At 32.5% G+C, this 13,176-nt stretch carries 17 protein-coding genes and 2 tRNA genes; 15 read left to right on the forward strand and 4 right to left on the reverse strand.

The features are described from left to right. The first annotated feature begins 3 nt into the window (after window positions 1–3). From NG655_RS06975 to NG655_RS07000, 6 genes are all read left to right on the forward strand, one after another. Entirely contained in the window at window positions 4–699 is a 696-nt protein-coding gene (locus NG655_RS06975) for a peptidylprolyl isomerase (RefSeq protein ID WP_252158605.1), read from the forward strand. Between the two features lie 46 nt (window positions 700–745). Beyond that, complete coding sequence (locus tag NG655_RS06980; RefSeq protein WP_252158606.1) at window positions 746–1,675, forward strand: hydrogen peroxide-inducible genes activator; 930 nt, start codon at window positions 746–748, stop codon at window positions 1,673–1,675. A gap of 348 nt (window positions 1,676–2,023) precedes the next feature. Next, window positions 2,024–2,353 (forward strand): PadR family transcriptional regulator, encoded by a 330-nt coding sequence (locus NG655_RS06985; protein ID WP_252158607.1) that lies wholly within the window; start codon window positions 2,024–2,026, stop codon window positions 2,351–2,353. A gap of 2 nt (window positions 2,354–2,355) precedes the next feature. Further along, complete coding sequence (locus NG655_RS06990; protein WP_252158608.1) at window positions 2,356–4,023, forward strand: PspC domain-containing protein; 1,668 nt, start codon at window positions 2,356–2,358, stop codon at window positions 4,021–4,023. 106 nt (window positions 4,024–4,129) lie between these two features. After that, window positions 4,130–4,204, forward strand: a tRNA-Pro gene (locus NG655_RS06995). Between the two features lie 44 nt (window positions 4,205–4,248). Further along, window positions 4,249–4,322: transfer RNA gene (locus NG655_RS07000), tRNA-Pro, on the forward strand. Between the two features lie 470 nt (window positions 4,323–4,792). Here the strand turns inward: NG655_RS07000 and NG655_RS07005 are convergent. After that, window positions 4,793–5,503: a hypothetical protein gene (locus tag NG655_RS07005; RefSeq protein ID WP_252158609.1), complete on the reverse strand. Its 711-nt coding sequence runs from the start codon at window positions 5,501–5,503 to the stop codon at window positions 4,793–4,795. A gap of 38 nt (window positions 5,504–5,541) precedes the next feature. Next, complete coding sequence (locus NG655_RS07010) at window positions 5,542–5,847, reverse strand: hypothetical protein (RefSeq protein WP_252158610.1); 306 nt, start codon at window positions 5,845–5,847, stop codon at window positions 5,542–5,544. A 64-nt stretch (window positions 5,848–5,911) separates the two neighbouring features. Between NG655_RS07010 and NG655_RS07015 the strand changes: the two genes are divergently transcribed. Further along, the gene (locus tag NG655_RS07015) at window positions 5,912–6,136 is read left to right on the forward strand and encodes a ParB N-terminal domain-containing protein (protein ID WP_252158611.1); all 225 of its coding nucleotides are present in this window, start codon (window positions 5,912–5,914) and stop codon (window positions 6,134–6,136) included. A gap of 14 nt (window positions 6,137–6,150) precedes the next feature. After that, window positions 6,151–6,480, forward strand: a complete 330-nt coding sequence (locus NG655_RS07020; protein ID WP_252158612.1) for a hypothetical protein — start codon at window positions 6,151–6,153, stop codon at window positions 6,478–6,480. Between the two features lie 135 nt (window positions 6,481–6,615). Here the strand turns inward: NG655_RS07020 and NG655_RS07025 are convergent, their stop codons facing one another. Both NG655_RS07025 and NG655_RS07030 read right to left on the reverse strand, forming a co-directional pair. After that, on the reverse strand, window positions 6,616–7,098 hold the full coding sequence (locus NG655_RS07025) for a hypothetical protein (RefSeq protein ID WP_252158613.1): 483 nt from the start codon (window positions 7,096–7,098) through the stop codon (window positions 6,616–6,618). A gap of 508 nt (window positions 7,099–7,606) precedes the next feature. After that, a complete protein-coding gene (locus NG655_RS07030) occupies window positions 7,607–7,858 on the reverse strand; it encodes a hypothetical protein (RefSeq protein WP_252158614.1) in 252 nt (83 codons plus the stop codon). 405 nt (window positions 7,859–8,263) lie between these two features. Here NG655_RS07030 and NG655_RS07035 point away from each other — a divergent pair, with 405 nt between their 5' ends. The 7 genes from NG655_RS07035 (at window position 8,264) to dapB (ending at window position 13,131) form a co-directional block, all read left to right on the forward strand. Next, on the forward strand, window positions 8,264–9,394 hold the full coding sequence (locus NG655_RS07035; protein ID WP_252158615.1) for a PQQ-dependent sugar dehydrogenase: 1,131 nt from the start codon (window positions 8,264–8,266) through the stop codon (window positions 9,392–9,394). A gap of 6 nt (window positions 9,395–9,400) precedes the next feature. Further along, complete coding sequence (locus NG655_RS07040; RefSeq protein ID WP_252158616.1) at window positions 9,401–9,805, forward strand: c-type cytochrome; 405 nt, start codon at window positions 9,401–9,403, stop codon at window positions 9,803–9,805. Window position 9,806: 1 nt separating this feature from the next. Further along, a complete protein-coding gene (locus NG655_RS07045; RefSeq protein ID WP_252158617.1) occupies window positions 9,807–10,133 on the forward strand; it encodes an FtsB family cell division protein in 327 nt (108 codons plus the stop codon). Window positions 10,134–10,212: 79 nt separating this feature from the next. After that, window positions 10,213–10,983 carry a ParA family protein gene (locus tag NG655_RS07050; protein ID WP_252158618.1) on the forward strand — a complete coding sequence of 257 codons (771 nt, stop codon included), beginning with the start codon at window positions 10,213–10,215 and terminating at the stop codon, window positions 10,981–10,983. A gap of 2 nt (window positions 10,984–10,985) precedes the next feature. After that, window positions 10,986–11,879 carry a ParB/RepB/Spo0J family partition protein gene (locus NG655_RS07055; protein ID WP_252158619.1) on the forward strand — a complete coding sequence of 298 codons (894 nt, stop codon included), beginning with the start codon at window positions 10,986–10,988 and terminating at the stop codon, window positions 11,877–11,879. Then, entirely contained in the window at window positions 11,869–12,423 is a 555-nt protein-coding gene (locus tag NG655_RS07060; RefSeq protein WP_252158620.1) for a DUF5683 domain-containing protein, read from the forward strand. The genes NG655_RS07055 and NG655_RS07060 overlap by 11 nt, the downstream gene beginning before the upstream one ends. A 3-nt stretch (window positions 12,424–12,426) precedes the next feature. Beyond that, a complete protein-coding gene (gene dapB, locus NG655_RS07065; protein WP_252158621.1) occupies window positions 12,427–13,131 on the forward strand; it encodes a 4-hydroxy-tetrahydrodipicolinate reductase in 705 nt (234 codons plus the stop codon). The last annotated feature ends 45 nt before the right edge of the window (window positions 13,132–13,176 follow it).

Below are 13,176 nucleotides of genomic sequence, written 5' to 3' on the forward strand. Positions count from 1 at the left end.
ATAATGGCAAAAATTTTTAGTGTTTTTAGCGTCTTGCTTTTCTTGATTGTAAGCTGTACAGAGCCACCAAAGAAAACAAAAAGAAGTGAAAAAAAAGTTGAACAAAAGCAAAAATTTAAAAAAAAGAAACTGCTTTTAAAAGATCCTGAAGTTTATTTAGATGAAAATACTGCAATTCCCTTTTTATTTGACTACCAAAAAAAAGATCATGATAATCAGGTTAGAATAACAACAGAGTACGGTGACATCGACATCCTTTTGTACGAGGACACCCCTTATCATAGAGCAAATTTCATATACCTTACAAAATTAGGATACTTTAATAACACCTTTTTTCATAGGGTAGTTCCAGATTTTGTAATACAAGGTGGAAATTCAGATCACCCAAATACCTGGTCAAAAAGAAGAAAAATAGGAAGATACCTATTGCCACAGGACAATAGAAAAGGGCATAAACATGATCGAGGAGTAATTTCGATTCCTAGCAGTGAAGAAGAGAATCCCCATAAACTAGCTTCTCCTTACGAATTTTTCATAGTACAACAAAAAGGGGGTGCCTATCATTTAGATAAAAACTTTACTCCCTTCGGTAAGGTAATTAAAGGGATGGATGTTGTTGATAAAATATGTGCACAACCCATTGACAAAAGAGAAAGTCCCATAAAAAACATACTAATGAAAGTGAGTATTATTTATTGAATAAAATAAATTTATTATATTTAAATAATTATAAGGTAAATAAATAATGACTCTTACTCAACTTAAATACATGATTGCGGTCGCAGAAGCTGGGAACTTCACGCTTGCTGCAGAAAAATCTTTTGTGACTCAGCCAACTCTCAGCATGCAAATTCAAAAACTTGAAGAAGAATTGGGAGTACAAATATTCAACAGAGCGAAGAAACCTATACGTTTAACAAAAGTTGGATCAGAAATTCTTATACAAGCAAGAAAAATCATATCTGAATCCAAACGAATGGAAGACGTTGTTGCTCAGGAAAAAGGATTTATAGGCGGGGATTTTACACTCGGTATTATACCCACGGTTATGCCAACCTTATTACCTATGTTCTTAAATACTTTTTTAAAATCGTATCCTAAGGTTAATTTAAAGATTGAAGAACTCACTACGGAAAACATTATAAAAAAATTAGAGGAAGGGAAAATAGATGCTGGTATTTGTGCGACCCCACTGAAACAAGAAAAAATAATCGAACGCCCTTTATATTACGAACCTTTTGTAGCCTATGTCCCAGGAAATCATAGATTAGCGAAAAGCTCTCAAATTAATGTAGAAGACTTAGAAAACGAAGACATCCTTCTTCTACAGGACGGACATTGCTTTAAGAACCAAGTCCTTTCTATGTGTTCTTTAGCAAAAAGCGGAATGAATGGACGACTAAACCTTAAAAGTGGAAGCTTTGAAACACTGGTTAATCTAGCCAATGAAGGACTAGGAATGACCTTAGTGCCTTATTTGAATGCAAACAACTTGTCAGAAAAAAATGCACAAAACATAATCCACTTCCCCGCTCCACCCCCTGCAAGGGAAATAAGCATTATATATCATAAAAGTCAATTGAAACTGCAGATAATTGAAGCGCTAAAAGAAAGCATAAGCAGTGTCGTAAGAGGAGCTATTGCATTCGATGATGTGAAAATTGTTTCTCCTTAAAACACCTCCAATTGTAAATGAGGGTTTTTATTTAAGAAAAGAGTTACCCACAATTTCAGCTTTCTTAAATCAGTTCCTCTTAAAACTGAACAAGCTTTATTATATTCTTTCTTAAATAATATTTTACTAAAACTTACCTTTTTTAGAACAGTAACATAATATTTACACTTACTCATAATTAGAATAATTTGATTCAAATATAAAAGAGTAAAATTTAAAAATATGTTGTAAAAAAGTTAAAATTAGTACTATGTATTGCATAGTTCTATTTTAAAAACATATATTTGCATAGTAAACAACTAAAAAGCAACTTTAGGCAAGTCTGTTTATTCAATTAAAAAAACTTAAATGAACATAGAAAACACAAAAGCACAAATGCGAAAAGGTATTTTGGAATTTTGCATTCTTAAAATATTAAGCACGGATGACAAATATTCTTTCGAGATCATAGAGACCTTAAAGAAATCGAAAATGCTTGTTGTAGAAGGAACACTTTACCCATTACTAACTCGGCTTAAAAACGGTGGAATGCTAGAGTATCGTTGGGAAGAATCTACTTCTGGACCGCCAAGGAAATATTATTCCATAACAGACGAAGGGAAGAAATCTTTAAAAGAACTTCACAGTTCGTGGAACGAATTAAACAAAGCCGTAACCTCTTTAACCAAAAAATCTTAATCATGAATACAACAATAACAATTCATCTTGCTCATACCCTGTTCCATATCGATAGCGACGCCTATGATCTTTTAAAAAACTACCTTAATAAACTTGAAAAAAGTTTTAAAAACACGGAAGGAAAACAAGAAATACTAGAGGATATCGAGGTTCGAATTGCAGAATTATTTTCACAATATGCAATCCGGGACGGCTATGTAATATCGGTACAAAACACCACCGACGTAATAAAGACACTCGGATCACCAGAGGACATTAGCGAGGATAACAACAGCGACGATAGCTCGGAATCTGACATACAAAAAAAACTATACCGAGATGGAGAAGAAAACATTTTGGGAGGTGTTGCCAGCGGACTGGGGTACTATTTTGGAATTGAACGAATCTATGTGCGTCTCATCTTGCTCTTCCTTTTCTTATCTTCTGTGGGTGGGGTTTTATTCATATACATCTTACTGTGGGCATTACTTCCAGTAGCAAAGACAACCTCCGAAAAACTACGAATGCGAGGCAAACCTGTTAATATTTCAAATATTGAAAGTAAAATTAAAGAAGGTTTAGACGATGTTACACAAAAAGTAAAAGATGTTGACTACTCTAAAGTGGGAGATGATTTAAAAAAGAACACAAAGAGATTTTCCGAAATTTTAGAATCTACCCTTATTCTATTGATAAAATTAGCACGTAAAATAATTGGTTTCTTCATGATTGTAGTTTCATCTTTAACGCTAATATTCCTTCTTTTTGGTGTTGCAATATTAGGCTTTATTAGCTCCATTGAAATACCTCATGAAATCCTATTCTTATCTATGAATACTGACATTCCGGCTTGGACTATTTCTATAATTGTATTCTTTGGTATTGGTATTCCTAATGTGTTTTTGTTTGTATTGGGACTCAGACTGCTTACCTCTAAGAGAAAAATTATGAGCAACTCAACCAAGTACACCCTTGGAGTACTTTGGATTACAACCATTCTCTTATCAGCCTTTATAATTGCACGAGAATTTAGAACTAATCTATTCACAGCAAAGAATAATACTGAAATGCCTATTGATATTTCTAAAACAGACACCCTTCAAATTCGAATGAATCAACTACAATATGAGGATGAAATTCTAGTGTTCAACGACAAACGAATCATCTATAGCGACGAAGAGAATTTAAAATTAATACAGGAAGACATTCGATTGAATATCGTAAATGGTCAGGACAATATTTCAGAATTAAAATTAGAAAAAAGAGCAAAAGGAGTGAACCAAAAAAATGCACATGAGAATGCGAATACCATTGAATATGATTACGAATACTATAACAAAAGCTTATTACTTGATAGTAATTGGCTCAGCTCAATCGGTCAAAGTAGAAATGATCAAGAAGTAAGATTAACCCTATCTATTCCAGAAGGACAATATGTATTTATTGATCGAGACCTGAGTCCGATTCTGAATAGAAAAATTAAAAATGACAAAAATTATTCTAGAAGAAAAGTAGCTGGCCATCTTTGGAAAATGGAAAATAAAATTTTGGTTTGCCAAGATTGCAACTCAACTTCAGGAAATCTGAGTATTGAGGAAGATAATTTAAGTCTTAAACTTTCAGATGAGGAGAATAATATTGAGATTAACATCAATGAAAACGGAGTTGAAATCAACACCCGAGAGCAGTAAAATGCTCAATTTCAGTCTTCTTAGAGACAAATAAAAAAGAAGATTAATGAAGCTTCAAAAACTTGTCAGGAAGCGGATAAATATTATATTTGCATACCGAATTTTTCGGGGTGTAGCGTAGCCCGGTCATCGCGCCTGCTTTGGGAGCAGGAGGTCGCAGGTTCGAATCCTGCCACCCCGACTAAAAAAGCTCATTCATTGAGCTTTTTTTGTATCTAATTGTTTCGGGATGTAGCGCAGCCTGGTAGCGCACACGCCTGGGGGGCGTGGGGTCGCAGGTTCAAATCCTGTCATCCCGACTAAAAAACAGTATAAACCCTTGATTTACAAGGGTTTATATAATTTAAAATTGTATTGGTCACCATATAGGTCACCAAATTTATATTTTCATATATTTGATATTATGAAAATATCCCTTCTTCATAAATCATTTAAAGATAATAAAAAAGGATCTCCTCTGTTTGTTAGAGTTAGGGGTAAGACTTCAAATGGCGTATTTACAAGTTCATTAATATCAACAGGAGTAAATATTTTACCTAAGAATTTTTCATCAAGAGAAAGGATTTCTTAAGAAATGGGCATCTCCTCTTCGAAAAGTTGTCAGAGTATCTTCAAAAGAATTATAGGTATCACTTTTTTATCTGTTAAATGAGAGACAATTAAAAAAAAACTTTCTTTATTGATACTTTTTCAAATCATAGTTCACAAAACTCCCCAACTTATCACAAACTCTTCATTCCACATTCAAATTTTATTGAATTATTATTTTTTATTTTTCAAACAACTTCTTAGCTATGTTTTCAGCCTCTTTACAATCTTTAAATTGATCTTTATTTTTCCAATTACTATTGTCATTTAAAAAATAAAAATTATGAAAAGCAAATAGAGATCTTTCTACTTTACTTGGATCCTTTTCATTAAATTCAATTTGTGATTTTTTCAAAAAACTTTTTACAATTTCATTATACTTAAAGTCTTTTTCTAAATCATCAATTGTCCTATAACCTAGTACTCCTGATATTTTGGAATCAACAATAATTAATGGATTGCAACTGTTTAGACTCCAGAAATAAGAGTGTTTACTTGCATATGATGAACCAATACCTCTTATCCTATTAAATATTTCAATACTTACAGACTTTCCTTGTTTTGCAAACTCTATTCCTTCTAAATAGGTTTTATATGTGATTTCATTCGTTTCAAGTTCTTCCCGAGGGCTTATTTTTCCTTTTGTTTTTGAGTAAAACATCCTTCCGGATGGACCTCCCCAAGAGTAAATTAAATCAACAACTCTGAGTATGTTTTTTTTATTAATATCATCTTTACTAGTTAACTCAATTATTTCGGAGGTACAATAGTTTATATCTTTATCAAATTGAATATATTTTTCAATATTTTTATTTGTGTATACACCACCTTTACCAATACTTTCGTTCCAATAAGATAACCAGAATTTATAATCTATTTTAGGAAATACCATTGTTATTAACAATTTATTATTATAGTTAATTAAATAAATTATTTTAGATTTTTATAATTCCAGTCTTCGGATTCATCATAATAAAATTCCTTTCTGATTGAATCTGTATAAATATAACAGTAAAGTTCATATTCGTGACATATTTCTTCACATAAAAATATATCTACATCATCAACACCGTCAAACTCACCTTCACACAAGACGATATATTCTTCTTCTGGATCCTTAGTCAAATTCACTACCATGTCTGGATAATCCATTTTCACCCTTAATGAGATAGACTCAAACGTTGAATCTCTTTTCTCATCTTCCCAAAGTGAAGTAAATTGAATACTTACTTTCATATTAAAATTTAAGTAAATATATATTAAAATTTTAATTTGGAAAAAAGATGGTCAGATTTAACTGATGAAAAGTATCTCAGAGGTTGGATTACTTCAACCCCTCACCATTGATATTCATAATCAAGTAATCAGTGGAAATAGAAGATTTGAATCCATAAAACGATTAGGATGGAACGAAGTTGAGGTTGAGGTTAAAGAGGTTAATAAAGGAGAAGAAGAATTACTCCTAATACACTACAATAAACAGAGTAACAGTTTTTATAATATAAAAATAATGTTTTATATTTAAACAAAATAAATAATATGGAATTGAAGATTAAGTTTTTAGAGAAAGTCTCAAAAAATGAAGACACTAACCATGGTGATTATTTCAAGGTTGTATATACATCATCTATTTTAATAAATGATCAAAAAATTGATTTTAAATTCACTGAAGAAGATGGAATGGGAGTTACTCTTGAAATAAAAGATGGTAATGATTACAAGAAAGTTAGTAGAGAGGATAATTTTGAATTTCTATTAATTGAGGAATTATTTTCTCAATCTCCTATTGATTTTCAAAGTATCACTGAAGGAGAGGAAATAGAATTAAATTTTGATTATTATGAAGATGATGGAATTATTGAGTTTTAGTTATACTTCATTAATCTTTATATAAAATATTTAAAAACGGGAGATGATATTATCTATCGAAATTCTTAAAAGATCCTCATATTTCTCCTCTACTATGCATTTCTTCTCTAAATTCGATTAGTTCCTCATTCACAATTAACTATTTGCAATTTTAATGTAGTCATAATTTATTTGACAACTTGGTTTTAATCCATGATCAACCTCTTCATCTTTATTATCCCAAAGTGGAATCCCATTTAACCAATTGGAAAAAGAGTAACTTGAAAAATTAAAATACATTTTAGTTCCTTTTTTAAAGGTTTTTGGTGTGTGAGTGTGGTTTGATTTATTAACCTCACTAATTATTTCAAATTCTTTAGGAAAAGAATAGTAAATCTCAATAGAGTCTTCATTAATATCAATCCATAAATTATAATACCACCTCAAGATAAATACAAGTGTTTCTTTATCTTTTTTATCATGACTAATAATTAGGTTTTCTCCCTCTTTTATCTGATTGAAATACTTTTTGGAAAGATTATTGAATTCCGCAACTGATATAGATATTTTTTCCCTTCTAGATGAGATTTTTCTTTTTATTCCTTCCTTTGAATCCTTTATTAATCTATTGAAATCCATTTATTAAAGTTAAGAAAAAAAACTATCATTTTGCATAGGGAGAAAAAATTGACTCCTATATAAAAACCACTCCAATACCCATTTTGGAAAAAATCATTTTCTCAGTTACAAGAAACCTCAACATTTACAAAACTTGCACATCAATAAAATCTTCGCTAACTTCATCTGAAGAAAATTAAAGTTTTCTCACTCAACTCGTTGGTTTTCATTCAACAGATACCACCCAAATTGGATAAGATTTGTCCACCTAAGGAGGATAACAGAAAAAAGTACATATAAGCAATTGATGTTAAGTCTAATACATGAAAATATTTAGTTGATTTAGTTCCCATCCAGACCACATGCACTTCGAAATTTATAATCCCTTGATTTTCATGGGGTTATTTCATTAGGTTGTTCAAGTCTCTCCCTGTTTTTAAAAAAATAATGTAATTAAATAACAATCCGTTGTTTATACTGATTTCCAAAAAGACAAAAATTTAAAGTGTGTTCTAAAATTTTAAGATATTTAAACAATTCCCTTGACGAGTGAAATTTGTTTTTCTAATTGAATTCCAAGTTGTTGAATGAATCTAAATCGCCAAGTTTTTTCACTACAATTATTATAAAATCTCATTACACTTTCATTATTCTTCATCCAACTAACCGATTTACTTCCTTTTGACACTAAGTCGTTTAAATCGGAAATTTCATTAATATTATTTTTATCCCAGATTGTTTCAATTATGTCAAGAATAATTAAAATATTTTCAAGACACATTGAAATGTAAATAGATTATTTGGTTCGCATTTGGGATTACAACTTAGGGAGATATTACTTATAAAACAAACATATTTGTATTTATTTAAATATATGATTTATAAACACTCAAAAGTATGTAGTTTAGCCTTAAGTAATTATTAATAACCCGGATTAACAACAAATACCTTTTAATCTTCTTATTAATCAAAAGGACAATGAAAACTTAAATCAATGACAACCCATACCAACAACACCCCACCAAAAGAAACCTTCAGCAGCTGCTTTTTCTTTGCTAAAACAAAACCCAGAATACCAATAAAATTTCTTATTTTTATAAAAGATTAATTGGGATTACACCAGTGTATTTTCATACAATCCCGAGGTGAATTTTTATAACAATAGTGCTACCAAAATAAATCACACATGAATAAATTTTTTCTACTCAACATCTTTTTTGCCTTCTTTATAATCACAAGTTGCGCACAAGATCATGGGCCTAAAATTCAAAACGAGCTTGATCCTAAATACATATACGAAACCGTAATTGACGGGATCGACATTCCATGGGGGATGACTTTTATTTCTGAAAATGAAATGCTAGTAACAGAGAAATCTGGAATCTTGTATCATGTTGCGGAGGGTCAGAAAACTGAAGTATCGGGACTTCCTGATATTTACGTTCGTGGTCAAGGTGGTTTATTAGATGTTATTGCAGCACCTGATTTTAAAACTTCAAACACCATATTTTTCACTGCCAGTTCTGCAGATGGGGAACCTAAAGGAGGGCATACCGCGCTTTATTCTGCTCAACTAGAAGATAAATCTTTGGTTAACCTCAAGCAACTTTACAAAGGAGAAGAAAACTCTAAAAAAGGTCAACACTGGGGATCTAGAATAAGTTTCGATGCCGAAGGGAAGTTGTATTTCTCTATTGGAGATCGAGGAAACAGAACGGTTAACCCACAAGACCTTACCCGAGATGGTGGAAAAATTTATAGAATTAACCAAGACGGTTCTATCCCTACAGACAATCCGTTTTACGATCAAGAAGGGAGCAAAAAAGCCATATACTCGTTCGGACACAGAAACCCGCAAGGGATGCTTACGCATCCAGAAACAGGAGCTATTTGGGTACATGAGCATGGGCCTCGCGGAGGAGATGAAATAAATGTTATCGGAAGAGGAAACAATTATGGATGGCCCGAAATAACCTATGGTATAAATTACAGCGGAACCCCGATTACGAGCAATAAAGAATTGCCCGGTATGGAACAACCTTTGTACTACTGGCTTCCTTCAATCGCTCCCTCTGGAATGACTTTTTCTACTTCGGATAATTATCCTAATTGGAAAGGAAATTTATTGGTTGGTTCTTTAGTATTTGAATATTTAGAACGTTTGGTTTTCAAAGACAATAAAGTAGTTGAACGGCACAAAATTTTAGAGGGTGTAGGTCGTGTTAGAAATGTTAAACAAGGTCCTGATGGATTAATTTATATTGGAGTAGAAGGGAAAGGAATTCTGAAAATAATTCCGCAACCTCCTATTAAATAAATTACTATGAGAAACGTATTGTACATATACTGCATCAGTGTTTTGGGATTCATGAGTTATATGCATCAAGAAAAACCATTAAAACAAAGCATAATCGATGGAGCAGAAATATATCAAGACTTTTGCCTACAGTGTCATTTGGACAACGGAAAAGGGGTAGCAAATGTTTTTCCTCCGCTTGCTCAATCGGACTACTTAGCTAACAATCTAGAAGAAAGCATTCGTGCAGTTAAACACAGTCTTCGAGGTCCAATTGTTGTGAACGGAATATCGTATGATGGAATTATGACCAAGCAAGGCTTAGATGATGAGGAAGTTGCTGATGTCATGAACTACATTCTGAATTCGTGGGGAAACCAGTATAAACAACAAATTACGGAAGCACAGGTTTCGGAAATTGAAAAAAAATAAAATGGCTTTTAAAGAATTTCTAAAATATCTTAAAAAGAAAAATAAATCCTATGCGATTACTTATCTAGTTATTGTAATCCTGTTCACAATTTGGATTCTGTTCTTAGATTCTAATTCATGGCTGACTCAAAGGGATTTGGATCTAGAAATTGAAAAATTAGAATATCAAAAAGAACGTTTAAAGACCGTAATCGAAGAAGATCAACATTCAATAAATCAACTTGAAAATATTGACAGCCTCGAACGTTTTGCAAGAGAATATTATGGTCATAAAAAAGAAAATGAAACCCTTTTCATTATAGAAACCAAAGACGAGAGTGAAGATTGATAAATGTTAATTTTTTCATTTATAATTTAACTTTATTTAGATAATAAATAATTGTATTTTTAAAGCCTAAACTTAAAGCATGGGTAAAATAATCGCAATAGCAAATCAAAAAGGTGGGGTTGGTAAAACAACTACCTCCGTAAACCTTGCTGCAGCGTTGGGAGTACTCGAAAAAAAAGTTCTCTTAATCGACGCTGACCCTCAAGCAAATGCTACCTCTGGTTTAGGAATAGATGTTGAAAAACAGCAAAAAGGAACTTACGAATTACTAGAACATACTGCTAAAGTTGAAGATTTAATCGTCAAAACAGATTCTCCTAATTTAGACCTGATCCCATCGCATATTGATCTTGTAGCGATTGAGATAGAATTAGTTGATAAACACGAACGCGAATACATGCTTCGAAAAGCTCTGGAAAGCATAAAAGATCAGTACGATTATATATTTATTGACTGTGCTCCTTCTCTTGGTTTAATTACTCTAAATGCCCTTTCTGCATCCGACTCGGTATTAATTCCTATTCAGTGTGAATATTTTGCATTAGAAGGCTTAGGGAAATTATTAAATACCATAAAAAGTGTTCAGAAAATTCACAACAAAGATTTAGACATCGAAGGGCTTTTGCTTACCATGTATGATTCTAGGTTACGATTATCAAATCAAGTTGTAGAAGAGGTCAAAAAACACTTTGGGAAAATGGTTTTTAAATCAATCATTCAAAGAAACATAAGACTGGGAGAAGCACCCAGTTTTGGAGAAAATATTATACAATACGACGCAACCAGTAAGGGGGCGCAGAACTATCTCAGCTTAGCACAAGAAGTTCTTAAGAAGAATAAAGGAAAATAGAAATGGCCAAATCAAACAAAAAACAGGCTTTAGGACGTGGACTTTCCGCGCTACTTCAGGACCCTTCAAATGACATTAACTCTGTAAACGACAAAAATGCAGACCAAGTAATTGGTAATGTAATCGACCTTGATTTGGATCGAATTGAAGTAAACCCATTTCAACCAAGAACACAATTCAATGACGAGGCTATTAAGCAATTGGCTTCCTCCATCAAAGAACTTGGGATTATTCAACCCATTACGGTTCGAAAAATGGAATTTAACCAATATCAATTAGTTTCTGGAGAACGTCGATATCGTGCAGCTAAATTAATTGGTCTTAGTTCCGTGCCCGCATTTGTTCGTTTGGCGAATGATCAAGAGTCTCTTGAAATGGCATTGGTAGAAAATATTCAACGTCAGGATTTAGATCCAATTGAAGTTGCACTTTCCTATGAACGCTTGATTAACGAAATAAAACTAACTCAAGAAGCACTGAGCGAACGTGTTGGAAAAAAAAGATCGACAATTACAAACTACCTGAGACTTCTTAAACTAGATCCTATCATCCAAACCGGAATGCGTGATGGCTTCTTATCCATGGGACATGGAAGAGCATTACTTCCGATTAATGATCGAACAAAGCAACTAGAGGTCTACGAGAAAATAATTAAAGGTGATATAAGTGTTCGCAAAACAGAGGCTCTTGTTAAAGCAATAAAAGAAGGTAAAACAGACAAAATTCCACCTCACAAACCTTTATTTATAGAAGAAGGTAGCAAAGAATTTAGCGCACACTTTGGAACTAAAGTAAGAATAAGCTACAAGGAAGATGGAAAAGGTGTTATTCAGATTCCGTTTGAATCTCAGCAAGATTTTAGTCGTATGAAAAAGTTATTGAAAGGTGAAAAATAAACTCCCACTTTTATTAATTTTTATACTTTCTTATTCTGCTATTTCCGCCCAAAAAATTGAATTGGATAGTTTAACGCGAAAAGAAAGACTAATAAAAGACCCTCTGACACCTGCCAGAGCAGCTTTCTACTCGACTGTTGTTCCGGGACTCGGACAATTATACACTGGAAAAACCTGGAAAGTACCTATCATATATATAGCACTTGGATCTGCAGGATACTCTTATTTATATCAAAGAGATCAAATGAACGTATTTCGAAATATTTATAAAAGAAGAATTGCAGGATACACCGATGATATTTATCAAGGTAGGATTCTCAAAAACGATCAATTAATTGAAGGTATGAAATTCCATAAAAACTACAGAGACCAATCTTTGCTGTTTTTTATGGTTTTTTACTTACTTAACGTGATTGATGCAAATGTAGGGGCTCACCTGATGCAGTTTAATGTAAATGAGCAACTCAGTTTTAAACCCTATTTAAAACCTAACGATTATAGCACAGATATGAATTTTGGAATTACTTTAAACATAAACCTTTAAACCATGAAAATAGCATTATTAGGTTATGGAAGAATGGGAAAAGCTATTGAACAAATTGCCATCGATAGAGGGCATAATGTAGTAGCTAAAATCGATAAGTTGAACTCAGAAGGGGAGCTTTCGGATGCAGATGTTGCTATAAATTTTAGTATTCCAGATGCAGCGGTTGAAAACATTAAAGCAGCTTTAGATTTTAAAATACCCGTTGTTTGTGGAACTACAGGCTGGTTGGACAAGCTTAGTCAAGTTGAAAAATATTGCGAAGAGCAAGACAGTGCATTTTTGTATGCCTCCAATTTTAGTATTGGGGTTAACTTATTTTTTAAGTTAAATGAAGACCTAGCAAAACTTATGAAATCTCATAAAAGCTATGCTGCTGAAATGAAAGAAATTCATCACATTCATAAACTGGATGCACCTAGTGGGACGGCTATAACATTAGCAGAGGGTGTTTTTAAAGAAACTGACTACAACGCTTGGACCATTGAAGAAGCTAAAAACCAAAAAACACTTCCTATTGTTGTAGAAAGAACAGGAGAAGTCCCTGGAACTCATGCCATAAAATATAAATCCAAAATTGATAGTATTACAATTGAACACGAAGCTCACTCCAGAGAAGGTTTTGCACTTGGAGCTGTAGTATCCGCAGAATGGATTCAGAATAAAAAAGGAATTTTTTCGATGAAAGATGTTCTTAACATTGGCTAATTAGTAACAAAAAAATAAGGATAACGTCTTATTTATAAGATCGAA

The sequence above is a fragment of the Candidatus Arcticimaribacter forsetii genome (genome assembly GCF_910589745.1).
Classification (GTDB): domain Bacteria; phylum Bacteroidota; class Bacteroidia; order Flavobacteriales; family Flavobacteriaceae; genus Arcticimaribacter; species Arcticimaribacter forsetii.

Coding starts and splice junctions, on each gene's coding strand:
- NG655_RS06980 (WP_252158606.1), top strand. CDS start 746: ATGACTCTTACTCAACTTAAATACATGATTGCGGTCGCAGAAGCTGGG.
- NG655_RS07055 (WP_252158619.1), top strand. CDS start 10,986: ATGGCCAAATCAAACAAAAAACAGGCTTTAGGACGTGGACTTTCCGCG.
- NG655_RS06985 (WP_252158607.1), top strand. CDS start 2,024: ATGAACATAGAAAACACAAAAGCACAAATGCGAAAAGGTATTTTGGAA.
- NG655_RS07030 (WP_252158614.1), bottom strand. CDS start 7,858: ATGTGTCTTGAAAATATTTTAATTATTCTTGACATAATTGAAACAATC.
- NG655_RS07005 (WP_252158609.1), bottom strand. CDS start 5,503: ATGGTATTTCCTAAAATAGATTATAAATTCTGGTTATCTTATTGGAAC.
- NG655_RS07020 (WP_252158612.1), top strand. CDS start 6,151: ATGGAATTGAAGATTAAGTTTTTAGAGAAAGTCTCAAAAAATGAAGAC.
- dapB (WP_252158621.1), top strand. CDS start 12,427: ATGAAAATAGCATTATTAGGTTATGGAAGAATGGGAAAAGCTATTGAA.
- NG655_RS07025 (WP_252158613.1), bottom strand. CDS start 7,098: ATGGATTTCAATAGATTAATAAAGGATTCAAAGGAAGGAATAAAAAGA.
- NG655_RS07035 (WP_252158615.1), top strand. CDS start 8,264: ATGAATAAATTTTTTCTACTCAACATCTTTTTTGCCTTCTTTATAATC.
- NG655_RS07040 (WP_252158616.1), top strand. CDS start 9,401: ATGAGAAACGTATTGTACATATACTGCATCAGTGTTTTGGGATTCATG.
- NG655_RS06975 (WP_252158605.1), top strand. CDS start 4: ATGGCAAAAATTTTTAGTGTTTTTAGCGTCTTGCTTTTCTTGATTGTA.
- NG655_RS07010 (WP_252158610.1), bottom strand. CDS start 5,847: ATGAAAGTAAGTATTCAATTTACTTCACTTTGGGAAGATGAGAAAAGA.
- NG655_RS07050 (WP_252158618.1), top strand. CDS start 10,213: ATGGGTAAAATAATCGCAATAGCAAATCAAAAAGGTGGGGTTGGTAAA.
- NG655_RS07045 (WP_252158617.1), top strand. CDS start 9,807: ATGGCTTTTAAAGAATTTCTAAAATATCTTAAAAAGAAAAATAAATCC.
- NG655_RS07015 (WP_252158611.1), top strand. CDS start 5,912: ATGAAAAGTATCTCAGAGGTTGGATTACTTCAACCCCTCACCATTGAT.
- NG655_RS06990 (WP_252158608.1), top strand. CDS start 2,356: ATGAATACAACAATAACAATTCATCTTGCTCATACCCTGTTCCATATC.